Source organism: Delftia sp., from assembly GCF_059499305.1.
Map to the genome: position 1 here is coordinate 1 of NZ_JCABYI010000017.1, position 15,049 is coordinate 15,049.

Sequence of the window (15,049 nt, forward strand, 5' to 3'; positions counted from 1 at the left end):
GTCGCAGAGTATTTCCCGGTGGCCCGGCAGCTGGAACATGGCCTGGCAGTTGCGCGGCGCCAGCCGGGCCAGGGGATCGAGCAGGGCCTGGATCTGCGCGCGGTACGGGCCGTCCACGATGTTCTCCAGCGGCTGCCCTACGGCCTCGGAGCTGGGCTGGCCGGTCAGCTGTTCCCAGCGTGCGTTCACGAAGGTCAGCAGACCCTCGCTGTCAGTGCGAAAGATCAGCTCCTGCACGCTGCGCATGAGCACGGCCATCTCATGCTCGCTGCGCGCCAGGCGCGCCTGGGCCTGCTCCATGGCCTGCTGTGCCGTCTTCTGCTCCCTGCGCGTCTTGAGCACCGACCAGCTCAGGCCCAGCACCAGGGCCAGCAGGGCCACGCCGGCCACGAAGAAGGCGAAGGCGTCATCCCTCCAGCGCGCCACCAGGGCTGCGTAGGGCTCCTCCACCACCAGCAGCAGCGGCCAGTTGCGCACGGTGCGAAACGACACGATCTCATGGGAGCCGAGCATGCCCGCGCCGATGTAGGAGCCGAATTCGCTGTGCGGCAGCCATTGCCGGAACAGCGGTGTCTGCAGCACGGCGGTCGCCTGCACGCCCGTGCCCGCATTGGTGCTGGCCAGCGGCCGGCCGTCGTAGGTCAGCAGCACGGCCTCGTAGCTGAGGATCTCCAGCGTGGCCTGGTAGAAGTTGGCCACGGCGTCGGGGTTGATCAGGGCCACCAGCACGGCGGGCATGCCGTTGTCCTGGTGAAAGCCCAGCAGCTGCGGCAGAAACGATACGCCGCGCGGCGACGGGTGCGCGCGGGGCGCCAGGGCCGACAGGCCACGGCCGGGCACCAGCCGGCCCAGCAGGGGCTTGCCGGGCACGACGACGGCGCTCTTGTCGTGCAGCAGCTCCTGCATGTCGATCTGCTGGCCGGCCTCGCCCGCCTGGGTGCTGGCCAGGATGAGTCCCTTGTCGTCGAGCAGGGCCATGCTGCGCAGGTAGGGCAGCTGGGCGATCAGCTGGGCCATGGCGGCCTCGCGCGTGCTGCGCGTGCTGCCGGCGGCCAGGATGGCGGGGTGGTGCGCCAGGCTGGACAGGGCCATTTCGGTGTTCTCGAAGGTCTTGGCCGTCTGGTCCTCCAGCACGCGCGCCAGCAGTGCGGCCTGGGACTTGCTCTGGTCGGCCTCGGCGTGCAGCTGGCTCCAGACGAAGAGCACCAGCCCGGCAAGCACGCATAGGGCAAAGGTCAGCACCAGTGCCTTGATGTGGGCGCTGCGTCCGGCACCCAGGAAATGATGCGCGGTAGCTCGATCAGACATGATGAAGATGCTCCATCAGAAATTCCGGGGCGCGACGATGGCGGTCAACCCGTCGTGCGGCACAGGAACGGGCCGGGCCGGCGCGAACGCCTGCATCCAGTGCCAGCCGTCCGCCAGCCTGCGGCTGGACGGGCCGTCTGCCATGGACAGGTCCACGCGGCCGGTCTCCCGTGCGCGCATCATCATCAGTCGCTCCTTTCAAGGCTGGCCAGGATCTGCAGCAGCCGGGTCGGGCTGAAGGGCTTGACCAGGTATTCGTCGGCGCCCGCATTGAAGCCCGCCTCGCGGTCCTCTGCGCTGTCCCGGGCGGTGAGCAGCACCACCAGGGTATGCCGCAGATCGTAGGAGGTCTTGATGCGACAGCACACCTCCAGGCCGTCCAGCGTGCCGGGCATCATCATGTCCAGCAGCACGATATCGGGCTTGTTGCGCTGGGCCACGGCCCAGGCTTCGTCGGCGGTGGGCACCTCCATGACCTCGTAGGCGCCGGACTCCAGCGTCATGCGCAGCAGTTTGCGGATGTCGGCCTGGTCTTCGACGATCAGTATCTTCTTCATGGCGGACCTTTCACAACGCAGTTGAAGGGGGCTGCGTGAGGTTAAATCATAAATATCAAATTCATCAAATTTATATTGAATTTTTCAATCGTATTTGATGCAAAATTGCTGCCATGTCCGAGAACAGCACCCCATCAGGCCAAATTCCGCACTACACGACTGCCGAGGTGGCAAAGCTGCTGGGCATGGCCGTGCGATCGGTCCAGCTCATGGTCGATCGCGGCGAGCTGGAGGCCTGGAAGACGCCCGGAGGCCATCGCCGCATTACGCGCGCTTCCGTGGAGCGCTGGCGCAGCAGGCAGGGCGAGCGCGCAGCGCCCGGGGTGCCCGGCGCACCAGCGGTGGCACAGGCGCCGGCCCCTGCCCAGGCGGGTTCGGGCACCGGGCAGCGCGTGCTGCTGATCGAGGACTCCGTGCACTTCCAGAATCTGGTGCGCATGCTGGTGCAGCGTCACTTTCCCGACGTCCAGCTGCATGTGGCGAACGACGGGATCACGGGCATGGCGCTGTACGGCCAGATCCAGCCCGATGTGCTGCTGGTGGACATCCTGCTGCCCGACATCGACGGCGCCGCCCTGATCACCACCTTGCGCACCCATGAGCAGTTCGCGCGCTGCAAGCTGCTGGTGGTCACCTCGCTGGAGGCGTCAGAGCGCGAGGCCTATGCCTTCGCATTGGGCGGCGTGCGCGTGATCCACAAGCCCCAGCTGGTGCAGGAACTGCCCGAAGCGCTGGGCGGGCTGCTGGGCGGGCCGGCGGCGTGAACGCGCCCTTTCCCGCGGTCCTGCTGGTCGAGGACGATGCCTCGATTGCGCGGTTCGTTGCGCTGGCGCTGGAGGGCCTGCCGCTCACGCTGGTGTCCTGCACGAGTGCGGAGCAGGCCCAGCAACTGCTGCAAACCCAGTCCTTTGCCCTGCTGATCACCGATCTGATGCTGCCCGGCGCCTCCGGCGTGGAGCTGATCGAGTGGCTGCGCCGCTCGCCGCAGGCGGGCTGCTGCGCCGTGGTCTTCAGTGCCGGCGTGCGGGCCGATGTTGCGCTGCAGCTGGAGCAGTTGAAGGTGTGGCGCGTGCTGCTCAAGCCGGTGTCGGTGGCGCAACTGGTGGACTGCGTGGAGTCGGTGCTCCAGCAGCATGCGCCGCCTCCCCCTCCCAGGCAGGAGGCCGGGACGGGCGAGGGCGCCGATGCGCAGCCGGATGTGCGACCGGATGTGCAACCGGAGGCGCCGTCGGACGCGCTCGCCATCGCCAATTTCTTTGGTGGCGACGCAGGCCTGTTCCACAGCTACCGTGACATCTGCCTTGCACACTTGCCCGACGATATCGCCCGGATGGAGGTCCTTATCGCGGAGCAGAACGCCATGGCCCTGCGCAGGCAGGCGCACAGCCTGCAGAGCGTGTTGCGCCTGCTGGGACAGGAGCGGGCCAGCGGACTGACCAGGAGCCTGGAGCAGGCCTGCCTGGCCGGCGACTGGGCCGGTGTCACCGATGTCTGGCGGCCACTGGGCGCAGCCTTGCAGCAGCTGCTGGAAAGCGCAGGCCAGCGCGACCGGCGCGACTGAGCGCCGTGCCGGCCTGCCCCGGCTTCAGCCCGGCGGCCTGCGCCGCAGCCATCCATGCCAGATCCCTGCCGCCGTGGGAACGGCCAGGCAGACGCCGGCCAGCATGTCGCCAAGGCCGCCGTCGCTGAACAGGGCCGAGACCAGGCCGATGGCCGTCAGCACGCCCAGCGCGATGGGCCAGCCCCAGAGGGCGAGAAAGCCCCGGTGTTGCGTGCCGCTCATGCCGAGACCTCCTTGCCGCGCGGCGCGGGCTGCGGGGCCGGCAGGCTCTTGCCCTTTTTGACCCACAGGTACAGGCCCGTGCCCAGCACGATGATGCTGGCGATGTCCAGCAGCGCCCAGAGGATCTGCATGGCCCGCCCGCCGTAGTCGCCGAAGTGCAGCGGCTGGGACACCAGCAGCGCCGTCAGATACCAGGGCAGGGCGGGCGCTGCCGTGACCTGGGCGGTCTTGGCGTCCACCAGCACGGGCAGGAACAGGCGCGAGGTCAGGGGCTCGTTGCCGCGCAGGAAGAAGGTGTGGTGGTGCGGGCTGGAGAACGTGGTGCCGGGGAAGGCGATGAAGTACAGCCTGGTGCCCGGCACCTGCTGCTGGGCGGCCTGCAGCGATTGCTGCAGCGAGGCGCGCTCCGCCACCGGCACCGTGTCCTGGCCCTGGTAGGGCGCCAGCACGCTGCTGAGCTGGTCATGCTGCCAGTACTTGATCAGCAGGTCGGCCCAGGTATTGATCATGCCGGTGGCGCCCACCACGAACAGCCATACCAGGGTGACGATGCCCAGCAGGTTGTGCAGGTCCAGCCACTTCAGGCGCGGCTGGCGCGTGCGGCGCACGGTGCCGAAATCGAGCTTGCGCATGAAGGGCGTGTACAGCACCACGCCGCTGACGATGGCGATCAGCAGCAGCAGCCCCATGAAGCCCAGGAACAGCTTGCCCGGCAGCCCCGCGAACAGGTCCACGTGCAGCTTGAACATGACCCACATGAAGCCCTGGTCGAAGCGCGGCTGGGCCAGCAGCTCGGCCGTGCGCGCATCGATGACCACGGAGCGGAAATCGTCCGTGGGCGCCGGCGTGGGCGTCATGGTGACGAACCAGAGGTCGTCGGTGTCGTCGGACTTGGAGACGAACTGCACCACGCGGTCCGGGTGCTGGGCACGGGCCACCTCCAGCACCTTGTCCAGGCTGGCATGGGGCGTGCCCTGGGGCATGGGCGGGGCCTCCACCTCGGTGCCCAGCAGGTGGCCGATTTCGTGGTGGAAGATCAGCGGAAGGCCGGTCAGGCACAGCAGCAGCATGAAGACGGTGCAGACCAGGCTGCTCCATTTGTGCAACCAGGCCCAGGTCTTGATCGTGTGGCTTTGCATGGGGTGTTTTTTTCTCTGACAGAAGGGGGCCTGCGGCCCCCGCCATCACCGCGCCCCCGGCGCCATGCCGGGGGCGGGGCGGTTGCCGGTGGCCGGTGGCTTAGAAGTCCACTTGTGCCGACAGCATCAGCGTGCGAGGCGCGCCCGTGGTGGTGTAGCCGGCGGCAGTCACCCAGTAGCTCTTGTTGCTGACGTTCTCCAGGCTGGCGCGCAGCACCACCGGCTTGCCGGCCACGTGGGTGCGCAGGCGTGCGCCCAGGTCCAGGCGTGTCCAGCCGGGCATGCGCAGGATGTTGGCCGCGTCGTAGTACATGGACGAGGTGTGGATCACGCGGCCGTTCAGGCTCAGGCCCTCCACCCAGGGGGTATCCCAGTCCAGGCCCAGGTTGAAGGTGCGATCGGGCACGCCGTTGGCATCGTTGCCCTGGTTCACGCCGCCTGCCGTGCGCGAGAGCCTGGCGTTGTTGAAGGCCGCGCTGGCCAGCAGGCGCAGGCCCTTGTGGATCTCGCCGTAGGCGGTCAGCTCCAGGCCGCGGTTGCGCGTCTCGCCGCCGAAGCTGTAGACATTGGTCACCGGGTCTGTCATGGAGCCCGGGCGCTGGATCTGGTAGAGCGCGGCCTGCGTGGTCATGCGGCCCCAGTCCACCTTCACGCCCACTTCGTACTGCTTGGACTTCTGCGGCGCGAACACCTGGCCGGCATTGGCCGTGTTGGGCCCGGCCGTGCCGCCTGCCGACAGGCCCGCCGTGTAGTTGGCGTAGACCGCGACATGGTTCTGCGGCTTGAACACCACGCCGGCCAGCGGCGTCACGGCGCTGGCCTTGTACAGCGTGGTGCCGCTGGCGTTCTTCTGGTCGATGGTCTGGTCGCGCAGGCCCACGGTCACCAGCAGGCGGTCGCTGAACAGCGCCATGGTGTCGGCCAGCGCCAGGCTGTGCTGCGTCAGCTCGGCGTTCTTGGTGGGCGCGCCGCGCACGAAGTCGATGGCAGGCAGGGGCGAGGGGTTGTAGATGTTGGAGGGGACGGCTTTGGTGGTCAGCTGGTAGAAGTAGCCGCTCTCGCGGTCCATGTAGTTGGCCGCTGCCACCACGGTGTGGCCGATGGCGCCGGTCTTGAAGCGCGTGCGCAGGCCCACGTCGGCCGAGGTGGTCTTGTTGAACTCGTCGTAGAAGCCGTTGCGCACCGTGAAGTTGCCCAGCGAGTCGATGCGCTGCACGGCCGTGGGGAAGCTCTGGTCGCTGGACACATCGCTGTAGCCCACGCCGCCGTAGACGGAGGTGTTGGCGTTGATGTCGTATTCCACGCGCGAGATCACGGTCTTGGCCTTGTCCAGCAGCTCCGTGCCCGGGTTGAAGTTGATGCGGCTGTCGGGCACGGCGGGCACCTGGGTGATGCCGGCCAGGAAGGCGCTTTGCGGGCGGAATTCCGTGGTCTTGCCGCTGGTGGTCAGCGCGTCCAGCGACCAGCGCAGGCCCTGGCCTTCGTAGTCCAGGCCCACCGAGGCCAGGCCCAGGCGCTGGCGGCCGCCGTCGATATTGCCTTCGCCGTTGCGCCACACGCCGTTCACCCGCACGCCCCACTGGTTGTCTTCGCCAAAGCGGCGGCCCACGTCCAGGTGGGTGCCGAACTGGGCCTTGCCCATGTAGGTGGCGGTCAGGCGGTTCAGCGGCACGTCGCCCGCGCGCTTGGTCACCACGTTGATGCTGCCGCCGATGCTGCCGCTGGGACCCACGCCATTGGTCAGCGAGCCGGGGCCCTTGAGCACTTCCACGCGCTCGATCACCTCCAGCGGCAGTCGCGTGGAGGGCGACAGGCCGTACAGGCCGTTCACCGACACATCGCGCATGGACAGGGAAAAGCCCCGCACCTGGAAGTCATCGCCATAGCCGCCGCGCGCCTGCAGCGTGCGCACCGAGGCGTCGTTCATCACCACGTCGGCGATGGTCAGTGCCTGCTGGTTCTCGATCAGCTCCGAGGTGTAGTTGGTCGTGCTGAAGGGCACGTTCATCTGGTCGGTCTTGCCGAGGATGCCCAGGTCGCCGCCGCGCGCGATCTGGCCGCCGGCATAGGTCTTTTGCAGTCCGCCGATGGCCTCGGCCTGGTCGCTCACCGTCACCTCCTTGAGGGCCGGGCCCTCGGCCGTCTGGGCCGCCACGCCCACGGCGGCCAGGGCCAGGCCGGCGCCCAGGCATTGGCGGATCAGGCGCGTGAGGGGATGGGGAGCGAAGCGGAAGTCCGCAGGAGTGCTGTGGTGCGTCATGGCAGTCATGTGCAAAGGTTGGAAAAAGCGGGAGGAAAAACCGTGAAGAAAAACCGGGAAGAAAAGCCGGGAGGGGAGGGCAGGCCGGCCGTGGCCCTAGAAGCGCGCGCGCAGCGATACCGTGACGTTGCGCGGATCGCCGTAGTAGTTGTTGAAGTAGGTGCTGTTGGGCGAGAACTTGGCGTAGTAGCGCTTGTCCAGCAGGTTGCTCACGTTCAGCTGCAGCGAGTAGGTGTCGTCCAGGCGGTAGGCCAGCAGCGCGTCAAAAAGCGCATAGCCACCCTGGCGGGTGGTGACATCGCCCACGCTGGCGTAGGCATCGCTTTGCAGCCGCACGCCGGCGCCTGCGGTCCATCCCTGCAAGGGCCCCTTGAAGCGGTGGCTGGCAAACAGGCGCAGCGCATGGCGCGGGTCCACGGGCCGCAGCGGCTGGCCCACGTTGGCCTCGGAGGTGTCGCGCAGGTACCTGGCCTGGGTGTAGGTGTAGCCGGCCAGCACCTGCCAGCCTGGCGCGGGCTCGCCGGACAGCTCCAGCTCCCAGCCCTGGCTGCGGCTCTTGCCGCCGGCCATGAAGCAGTGGCTGGTCGGGTACCACGGCAGGCAGGGCATGGCCGATGCCGTGTCCTGCATGGCGCTGCCCACGCGCTGGATGCGGAACAACGACACGCTGGCCTGCAGCCGGCCGTCCATGAAACTGCCCTTGAGCCCGGCCTCCAGGTCCTCGCCCCGGGCGGGCGCCAGGATGCTGCCGTCGGCGGCCTTCTTGTCCTGGGGGCTGAAGATCTCGCTGTAGCTGGCATAGGCGTCGAGCGTGTCCGACAGCGCATGCACCAGGCCCGCATAGGGCGTCAGCTCGCGGCGCACGCTGTAGCCGCTTTGGGCATTGCCGGGTTCGAGATAGCTCCACCAGCTCAGGCGCGCGCCGGCAATGGCGGTGAGCGAGTCGGTCAGCGACAGCCGGGCCCGCGCGAATCCGCCGTACTGGTGGATGTGGGACACGGGCGATGAATAGGCGTTGCCGTTGCCCTCGCTGTAGAAGGGCTCGGGGTAGCTGGTGTACGGATTCCAGCCGCGGATGTCCACATTGCGCAGCGGGCTCACGCCCCAGTAGCCCGTGGCGCCCGTGCTGCGGATGCGCTGCAGGTCGGCGCCCAGCGACAGCTCGTGCCTGCGGCCCAGGGCCTCGAAGGGGCCGCTGGCCAGCAGGCTCAGCGCGTTCTGCGTGCTGCCGTCGCCGCCATAGATGGAGGTGCTCACGTCGAACAGGTAGGGATTGCTGTCGCTGGCCCTGGAAAACGAGGTCTGCTTGAACCCGTCCGACCGAAAGCGCGTGTGCGCCGCCTGGGCCTTCAGTTGCCAGCCGCTGTCCAGCCGGTGCTCCAGCTCGGCAAAGGCCTGCTGGTTGTGGCGGTCCCAGGTATTCCAGGGCGTGCCCAGGTAGGTGCTGCGCGGCAGGCCGAGCTGGCTGCCGTCGGCGGCGGCGGGCAGGCCGCCCCAGGAGCCCGTGGCCTGCAGGTCCGTGTGCTGCAGGCCGGCCGTGAGCGTGGTGCGCGGCCCCAGGTCCGCCTCCAGCACGCCGTACAGGCCCAGGCGCTTTTCCTTGCGCGCGGTCTGGAACGATGCCTTGTCGTCCGCCAGCGCCACCAGCCGGCCGCGCAGCGTGCCGGCTGCGTTCAGAGGGCCGGACAGGTCGGCCTCCATGCGCTGGCGGTCCCAGGAGCCCAGCGTCAGCGCGGCCGAGCCTTGCCATTGCGCCGTGGGCCGCTTGCGCACCATGTTCACCATGGCCGAGGGCGAGCCCGCGCCACGCAGCAGGCCCGTGGCGCCGCGCAGCACCTCCACGCGGTCCAGCATGGCCATGTCGGGCTGGATGAAGGTGGAGGCCGAGGCCACCTGGTTCACATTGAGCCCGTCCACCTGCAGCGAATCGATCTGGTAGCCGCGCGAGTAATAGGCGATGCGCTCGCTGTCGATGTACTCCACCGTCACGCCCGGCGTGTGCTGCAGCACGGCATGCAGGTCGGGCAGGGCCTGCTCGTCCAGCCACTGGCGCGTGAGCACGGTCACGGGCTGCGGGATGTCGCGCACCGACTGAAGCCCCTTGTAGCCCGTGACCAGGCTGGCGGCATAGCTGTCCGAGGTTTCGGTCGTTGCACTGGCCGGCGCCGTGGCCCGGACCGTGACCGTGCCCAGCGTCTGCCCGCTCGTGCCCAAGGCCGCCGCTGGCAGGGGCCGCAGCGTATAGACGCCGCCGGACTCGTGCACGGCCTGCAGCGCCGTGCCCTGCAGCAGCCTCGCAAAACCATCGTCCACGGCATAGCGGCCCTGCAGGCCCGGAGACTGCCGCCGACCCAGTTGGGCCGCATCGAACGAGAGCGCCACACCGGCCTGGTTGGCGTACTGGGCGATCACATGCGCGAGAGGTCCGGCCGCAACGGAAAAGCTGCGCTGCGCCGCCTGGGCTGACGACGCCGCCCGGGAGGGTGCCGGCGCCGCAGCGGCCAGCAGCAGCGCGATTGCCAGCAGCACGGCGCTGCCCCTGGACGCACGCCACCCCGGGGCGGCGGGGCAGCCGTGCTGGGGCTGTCGGGAGTGCGGGCGTGGCATGGTGGCTGGGAAAAGTGGCGTGACTCCCCGTATGCCGAACAAGCCATGCCCATCCTGCAAGTTCGGCTGGACTTTTTTTGCGCTGCCGCTGAGATTTTCTCCCTTATTTCCCGTTGATCACCAGGTGGGGTAAGGCTGGATTGCTATGGTTTTATTTTTACAGCCAACGCATCAGGACGCCACCACCGGCCTGGGCTGGCGCGTCCCCGCCAGCGCCAGGCCCGCGAACAGCATCAGCATCAGGCCGTAGGCATAGGTGACCGGCAACAGGCCGAAGCGCGCGGCGGCCATGCCCGCCGCGATGGCCGGCACGCTGAACGCCAGGTAGCTGGCGATGTAGATGGCCGAGATCAGGGCGCCGCGCTCGTGCGGCTCGGCCAGCGGGATCACGCTGCGCAGCGCGCCCTGGAAGCCCACGCCGAAGCCCGCGCCCGCCACCACTGATGCCCCCAGCACCAGGGGCAGGCTTTGCAGATGGGCGCCGACCAGCAGCAGGGCCACCCCGGCCAGCAGGCCGCTGCCGCCGAACTGCAGCATGGCGCGCGGCGCGCGGCTGCGCAGCGTCCAGATGGCGGCGGCGGCGCTCAGCGTGTTGATGCACACGGCAAAGCTGGCGGCGATTTCCGAGCCCGTGACCGAGCGGATCATCGACGGGCCCAGCGACAGGTAAAAGCCCCCCAGCGCCCACACCGTGATGCTCATGGGCAGCACGCGCATGAAGTCGGCCCGGGCCTGGCCCGGAATACGCACGCGGGGGCGCATGGCGGCCAGTGCGCCGGGGCGGCGCGCGCCCGTCTCGGGCAGCACGGCCATGGCGGCGGCCACGGCCACGAAGATCAGCGCCATGAGCCAGAACACCAGGCCCAGCTGCTGGCGCCACAGCTGCGCGAACTCGCCCGCCACGACAATGCCCGCCGCCATGCCGACCATGGGCGCCATGGTGCTCACCAGCGTGCCGCGCTCGCGGTGCAGGTCCAGCAGCGCCGCGCCCATGGCCGCACTGGCCATGCCGGTGGCATAGCCCTGCAGCACGCGCGCCAGCACCAGGGCCTGCACGTCGCCCGCGCGGGCGAACACCGCCAGCGAGACGATCTCCAGCACCAGCGCCGCCAGGATCACGGGCTTGCGGCCCAGGTGGTCCGACAGCGCGCCCGTGGTGAGCAGGGCCAGCAGCAGGCTCAGCGCATAGACCGCGAAGACCAGGGTCAGCATGCCGGAGGAAAAGCCCCAGTCCTGCTGGTAGAGCCGGTACAGCGGCGTGGGCGCGCTGGAGGCCGCGAAGAAGCTGCCCAGGCCGAATGCCAGGACGGCCAGGCTGCGGCCGGGCCGGGCAGCGGGAGTGGAGTTGGATGGTTGCAGTACCGACATGGTTAAGAGCCCTGCTGCACAATTAATGCAAAGTTTTTGCGTTAGCGAATTCTGCGCTTGTGCGCTGCTAACGCAAATTTTTAGCTTTAATAACCATGAGCACGCAAGTCCCATCCCTTTCCAAAACAGGCGGTCCCGCCCGTCCCGGCGGACGCAGCGCGCGCATCCAGGCCACGGTCTACCAGACCGTCAAGGGCCTGCTGGAAACCATGCCGCGCGAGGAATTGAGCTTTCCGCTCATCGCCGCCCAGGCGGGCGTGACGCCGTCCACCCTCTACCGGCGCTGGGGCGACATACAGCAGCTGCTGGCCGATGTGGCCGTGGAAATCATCCGGCCCACGGCGCCGCCGCTGGACACGGGCACGCTGGAGGGCGACCTGCTGGCCTGGGCCGAGCAGTTTCTGGAGGAATCGGCCTCGCCGCTGGGCCGCACCATGCTGCGCGACATGGCCGCCGCAGCGGGCAACGAGCACACGCCCTGCGCCTGCGTGGAAATCCTGCGCGGGCAACTGGCGCAGATCGGCGAGCGCGCAGCGCGGCGTGGCGAGGCGATGCCCGCTGCGGACACCCTGATCGACGCGCTGGCCGCGCCCATCGTCTACCGCGTGCTGTTCGACCTGCCGCCGTCCCTGGAACACGTGCAGGCGCGGGTGCGCGGCCTGCTGCAGGCTGAAACGGCCTAGCCCGTCAGCGCCCGCGCCAGCACCTCGAAGATCCGCGCATCCGAGCACTGCGCCACATTGAAGCGCAGGAAGTCGCCCGCGCTCTGCGACTGGCTGAAGGCATTGCCGGGCGCCAGCACCACGCCATCCTCCAGGCAGGTGCGCGCAAGCGCCGTGGCATCCATGCCCCCGGGCAACTGGCACCACAGGAACATGCCGGCCTGCGGCACCAGCCAGGGCTTCATGCCCAGGGCCTGCAGCCGCGCGGCCGTGCGTTCCATCTCCTGCGCCAGCCGCAGCCGCACGGACTCCATGTGCCTGCGGTAGCCGCTGTCGGTCAGCGTGCGCAGCACGATGTCGGCGGCCATGCGCCCGCCGCCGAAGTTGGTGGCGATCTTCAGGTCCGCCAGGTCCTGCGTCCAGTCGGGCCGCGCCGCGATGAAGCCGCAGCGCAGCGAGGCCGACACCGTCTTGGAGAAGCTGCCGATCTGGATCACGCGCGACAGGCCGTCGAAGGCCGCCAGCCGGGGCGCCGCATGGGTCTCCAGGTCGCAGAAGATGTCGTCCTCCACGATCACCAGGTCCGAGCTGTCGGCCAGCTTCAGGATGCGGTGCGCCACCAGTGGCGACAGCGTGGCGCCCGTCGGGTTGTGGATGGCCGAATTGGTGATGTACAGGCGTGGCGAATGCGCCTGCAGCGCGTCGGCGAACCGGGCCACGTCGGGCCCCTGCGGCGTGTAGGGCACGCTCACGGCTTGCACGCGGTGCGCCTTGAGCAGCGCATGGAAATTGAAATAGCAGGGGTCGTCGATCAGCACCGTATCGCCGGGCTCCAGCAGGAAACGGCAGACCAGGTCGATGGAGTGCGTGCCCGACTCCGTCAGCAGGATCTGCTCTGGCGAGGTCTCCAGCCCCATGGCGGCCATGCGCCGCGCCAGCAGGCGGCGCAGTGCCGGGTGGCCCAGCGGCGTTGCGTACTCCGTCAGCTCCAGCTTGCCCGAGCGCGCCAGGGAGCGCAGCGCGCGGCGCACGCCTTCCTCGTACAGCCATGAAGGCGGCAGCCAGCCGCAGCCCGGCTTGAGCGCGTGGGCATCTGCCTGCAGCGACTGGCGGGCCAGCCACAGGGGGTCGACCTCCCTGTCCACGCGCGGCCCGATACCGCCCAGCGCCAGCGGCGCCACCGGCCCCGCCACATAAAAGCCCGAGCCCGGGCGCGAGGCGATCACCCCCTCGGCCGCCAGCCGCTCATAGGCCTCCACCACCGTGGACACCGACACCTGCATGGCCTGCGCCTGCGCGCGCACCGAGGGCAGGCGCGTGCCGGGCAGGTAGGTGCGCGCGGCAATGCGCGACTGGATGTCCTCCATCACCGCCTGGATGCGTGTGCCGCTGCGCATGGCTGCTCTCTCTTCTGTAGTGGATTTGTGTGCATAACAGTTCTTTTGAATTGTATTGGACTGTCTATGGAAGATCCGGCCGTGCGATGGCCCACTGCCTGCTGCAAACCAAGGAGCTTTTTGATGGACAAGACAAGCAGCGGGTGGATCAACGGATTCATCGGCGTGGCGATCTTTGCGGGATCGCTGCCGGCCACCCGCGTGGCGGTCGCCGACCTGGACCCCACCTTCCTGACCTGTGCGCGCGCCAGCATCGCGGCATTGCTGGCCCTGGCCATGCTGCTGGCGCTGCGCCAGCCCCGGCCCGCGCGTGCCGACATGCCTTCGCTGGCGCTGAGTGCGCTGGGCGGCGTGGTGGGCTTTCCGCTTCTGACCGCGCTGGCGCTGCAGTACGTCACCTCGGCGCATTCCATCGTCTTCGTGGGCCTGCTGCCCCTGTCCACGGCCGTGTTCGCGGTGCTGCGCGGCGGCGAGCGCCCGCGCCCGGCGTTCTGGCTGTTCTCGCTGGCGGGCGCGGCCTTCGTGGCCGGCTATGCGGCCGTGGGCGGGGCCGGGGGCTCGCTGCGCGGCGACCTGCTGATGCTGGCTGCCATCATCGTCTGCGGCCTGGGCTATGCCGAGGGCGCGCGCCTGTCGCGCACGCTGGGCGGCTGGCAGGTCATCAGCTGGTCGCTGGTGCTGGCCCTGCCCGTCATGCTGCCGGCCGCCCTGCTCAGCATGCCGGCATCGCTGGCCGATGTGGGCCGGCCCGCATGGCTGGGCCTGGCCTATGTCTCGCTGTTCAGCATGCTCATCGGCTTTGTGTTCTGGTACCGGGGCCTGGCGCAGGGCGGCATTGCGGCCGTGGGCCAGATCCAGCTGCTGCAGCCCTTCATGGGCCTGGGCCTGGCGGCCCTGCTGCTGCATGAACAGGTGAGCTGGGGCATGGTGCTGGTCACCATGGCCGCCGTGGTCTGCGTGGCCGGGGCCAAGAAGTACGCGCGCTGAGCCCGTCCGGCGTGGTGCAGGGCGTGGTGCGGGGGGAGCGATGCAGGGCGGTCAGCGCCCGGCCTCGCGCATCACCTGCTGCGCGAACTCCGTGGCAGATCCTTCGAACGGCTGGTTGCTGGCCGCCTCCAGCCGGCTGCGGATGGCCGGGGCGCGCAGCGCCTGGGCCACCGCGGCATTGATGCGCTGGGCCAGCGCTGGCGCCATCTGCGGCGGCGCGAACAGGCCGAACAGCGAATCCAGATTGGCCTGCGCATGGCCCAGCTGCGCCAGCGTGGGCACATCGGGCAGGGCTGCCAGCCGCTGCGGCGCGCCCACGGCCAGGGCCTTGAGGCGGCCCGCGCGCAGCGCCTGCAGCTGCAGCGGCGCCACATTGGTGGACAGCAGCTCGAAATGCCCGGCCAGCGCATCGTTGAGCTGCTGGCCCCCGCCCTTGTAGGGCACATGCACGATGGGAATGCGCGTGGCCTGCTCTATGCGCTGCAGCACGGCGTGGCCCGTCGTGCCCTCGCCCGTGGTGGCCCAGCGTATGCCGCCGGGCATGCCGCGCGCCTCGGCCAGCATGCCCTCGAAATCTGCGGCCTTCAGCGCCGGCGTGCCCACCAGCAGCATGGGCGTGCGCATCACGCCGGCCACGGGCGTCACGGAGGCTGCGGCCAGGCCCACGGCGGTGGCGGCGGCAAAGACCAGGGTGCGGCCGTCGGGCGCGCTGCGCGCCAGCAGCTCCAGCGCCACGGTGCCGCTGGCGCCGGGGCGGTTGTCCACGATCACGGCCGTGCCCCATTGCTGCGCCAGTTGCTCGGCCAGGGCGCGGGCCACCATGTCGCTGACACCGCCTGCGGGGTAGGCCACCACGATCCGCACGCTGGCGCCCGGCCAGGCGGGCCGGGCCGGCCATGCCTGGGCGGGCCAGGCCAGCGCGCAGGCGCCCGCCGCCAGCAGGGCGCGCCGGCCGGTATCGGTGCCTTGCGGTGCCCGCAT

General features: G+C 69.4%; 14 protein-coding genes. 4 read left to right on the plus strand and 10 right to left on the minus strand.

From position 1 onward, the window contains the following. The 3 genes from AC5I49_RS10050 to AC5I49_RS10060 all read right to left on the minus strand — a co-directional run. The coding region (locus tag AC5I49_RS10050) for a PAS domain S-box protein (RefSeq protein WP_250439650.1) at positions 1-1,308 on the minus strand (1,308 nt) is incomplete at its 3' end. Positions 1,309-1,323: 15 nt separating this feature from the next. Next, positions 1,324-1,494, minus strand: a complete 171-nt coding sequence (locus AC5I49_RS10055) for a hypothetical protein (RefSeq protein ID WP_017407051.1) — start codon at positions 1,492-1,494, stop codon at positions 1,324-1,326. Further along, positions 1,494-1,865, minus strand: a complete 372-nt coding sequence (locus AC5I49_RS10060) for a response regulator transcription factor (RefSeq protein WP_017407052.1) — start codon at positions 1,863-1,865, stop codon at positions 1,494-1,496. The genes AC5I49_RS10055 and AC5I49_RS10060 overlap by 1 nt, the downstream gene beginning before the upstream one ends. 113 nt (positions 1,866-1,978) lie before the next feature. Here AC5I49_RS10060 and AC5I49_RS10065 point away from each other — a divergent pair, with 113 nt between their 5' ends. Both AC5I49_RS10065 and AC5I49_RS10070 read left to right on the plus strand, forming a co-directional pair. Continuing rightward, entirely contained in the window at positions 1,979-2,629 is a 651-nt protein-coding gene (locus tag AC5I49_RS10065) for a response regulator (protein WP_016450119.1), read from the plus strand. Then, positions 2,626-3,426 (plus strand): Hpt domain-containing response regulator, encoded by an 801-nt coding sequence (locus AC5I49_RS10070; protein WP_126313107.1) that lies wholly within the window; start codon positions 2,626-2,628, stop codon positions 3,424-3,426. The genes AC5I49_RS10065 and AC5I49_RS10070 overlap by 4 nt, the downstream gene beginning before the upstream one ends. Before the next feature lie 24 nt (positions 3,427-3,450). Here the strand turns inward: AC5I49_RS10070 and AC5I49_RS10075 are convergent, their stop codons facing one another. The 5 genes from AC5I49_RS10075 to AC5I49_RS10095 all read right to left on the minus strand — a co-directional run bounded on the left by AC5I49_RS10075 (position 3,451) and on the right by AC5I49_RS10095 (position 11,022). Next, positions 3,451-3,648 (minus strand): hypothetical protein, encoded by a 198-nt coding sequence (locus AC5I49_RS10075; RefSeq protein ID WP_016454272.1) that lies wholly within the window; start codon positions 3,646-3,648, stop codon positions 3,451-3,453. Then, positions 3,645-4,787: a PepSY-associated TM helix domain-containing protein gene (locus AC5I49_RS10080; protein WP_495789271.1), complete on the minus strand. Its 1,143-nt coding sequence runs from the start codon at positions 4,785-4,787 to the stop codon at positions 3,645-3,647. The genes AC5I49_RS10075 and AC5I49_RS10080 overlap by 4 nt, the downstream gene beginning before the upstream one ends. A 100-nt stretch (positions 4,788-4,887) precedes the next feature. Then, a complete protein-coding gene (locus AC5I49_RS10085) occupies positions 4,888-7,056 on the minus strand; it encodes a TonB-dependent receptor (protein ID WP_495789272.1) in 2,169 nt (722 codons plus the stop codon). Between the two features lie 87 nt (positions 7,057-7,143). After that, positions 7,144-9,576, minus strand: coding sequence for a TonB-dependent siderophore receptor (locus tag AC5I49_RS10090; protein ID WP_495789273.1), 2,433 nt, complete (start codon positions 9,574-9,576; stop codon positions 7,144-7,146). 249 nt (positions 9,577-9,825) lie between these two features. Beyond that, positions 9,826-11,022, minus strand: coding sequence for an MFS transporter (locus AC5I49_RS10095; RefSeq protein ID WP_277849498.1), 1,197 nt, complete (start codon positions 11,020-11,022; stop codon positions 9,826-9,828). A gap of 95 nt (positions 11,023-11,117) precedes the next feature. Between AC5I49_RS10095 and AC5I49_RS10100 the strand changes: the two genes are divergently transcribed. Further along, positions 11,118-11,705, plus strand: a complete 588-nt coding sequence (locus AC5I49_RS10100; protein ID WP_012203814.1) for a TetR/AcrR family transcriptional regulator — start codon at positions 11,118-11,120, stop codon at positions 11,703-11,705. Here AC5I49_RS10100 and AC5I49_RS10105 read toward each other — a convergent pair. Next, entirely contained in the window at positions 11,702-13,081 is a 1,380-nt protein-coding gene (locus AC5I49_RS10105; protein WP_495789274.1) for an aminotransferase-like domain-containing protein, read from the minus strand. The genes AC5I49_RS10100 and AC5I49_RS10105 overlap by 4 nt on opposite strands. 123 nt (positions 13,082-13,204) lie before the next feature. Between AC5I49_RS10105 and AC5I49_RS10110 the strand changes: the two genes are divergently transcribed. Beyond that, on the plus strand, positions 13,205-14,068 hold the full coding sequence (locus AC5I49_RS10110) for a DMT family transporter (RefSeq protein ID WP_012203816.1): 864 nt from the start codon (positions 13,205-13,207) through the stop codon (positions 14,066-14,068). Positions 14,069-14,119: 51 nt separating this feature from the next. Here the strand turns inward: AC5I49_RS10110 and AC5I49_RS10115 are convergent, their stop codons facing one another. Beyond that, positions 14,120-15,049, minus strand: coding sequence for a tripartite tricarboxylate transporter substrate binding protein (locus AC5I49_RS10115; RefSeq protein ID WP_495789275.1), 930 nt, complete (start codon positions 15,047-15,049; stop codon positions 14,120-14,122).

Bases quoted from the DNA above. Each gene is read 5' to 3' on its own strand.
- AC5I49_RS10055 (WP_017407051.1), bottom strand. From the start codon at position 1,494: ATGATGATGCGCGCACGGGAGACCGGCCGCGTGGACCTGTCCATGGCA.
- AC5I49_RS10060 (WP_017407052.1), bottom strand. From the start codon at position 1,865: ATGAAGAAGATACTGATCGTCGAAGACCAGGCCGACATCCGCAAACTG.
- AC5I49_RS10065 (WP_016450119.1), top strand. From the start codon at position 1,979: ATGTCCGAGAACAGCACCCCATCAGGCCAAATTCCGCACTACACGACT.
- AC5I49_RS10075 (WP_016454272.1), bottom strand. From the start codon at position 3,648: ATGAGCGGCACGCAACACCGGGGCTTTCTCGCCCTCTGGGGCTGGCCC.
- AC5I49_RS10080 (WP_495789271.1), bottom strand. From the start codon at position 4,787: ATGCAAAGCCACACGATCAAGACCTGGGCCTGGTTGCACAAATGGAGC.
- AC5I49_RS10085 (WP_495789272.1), bottom strand. From the start codon at position 7,056: ATGACTGCCATGACGCACCACAGCACTCCTGCGGACTTCCGCTTCGCT.
- AC5I49_RS10095 (WP_277849498.1), bottom strand. From the start codon at position 11,022: ATGTCGGTACTGCAACCATCCAACTCCACTCCCGCTGCCCGGCCCGGC.
- AC5I49_RS10100 (WP_012203814.1), top strand. From the start codon at position 11,118: ATGAGCACGCAAGTCCCATCCCTTTCCAAAACAGGCGGTCCCGCCCGT.
- AC5I49_RS10105 (WP_495789274.1), bottom strand. From the start codon at position 13,081: ATGCGCAGCGGCACACGCATCCAGGCGGTGATGGAGGACATCCAGTCG.
- AC5I49_RS10110 (WP_012203816.1), top strand. From the start codon at position 13,205: ATGGACAAGACAAGCAGCGGGTGGATCAACGGATTCATCGGCGTGGCG.
- AC5I49_RS10115 (WP_495789275.1), bottom strand. From the start codon at position 15,049: ATGCGGGCACCGCAAGGCACCGATACCGGCCGGCGCGCCCTGCTGGCG.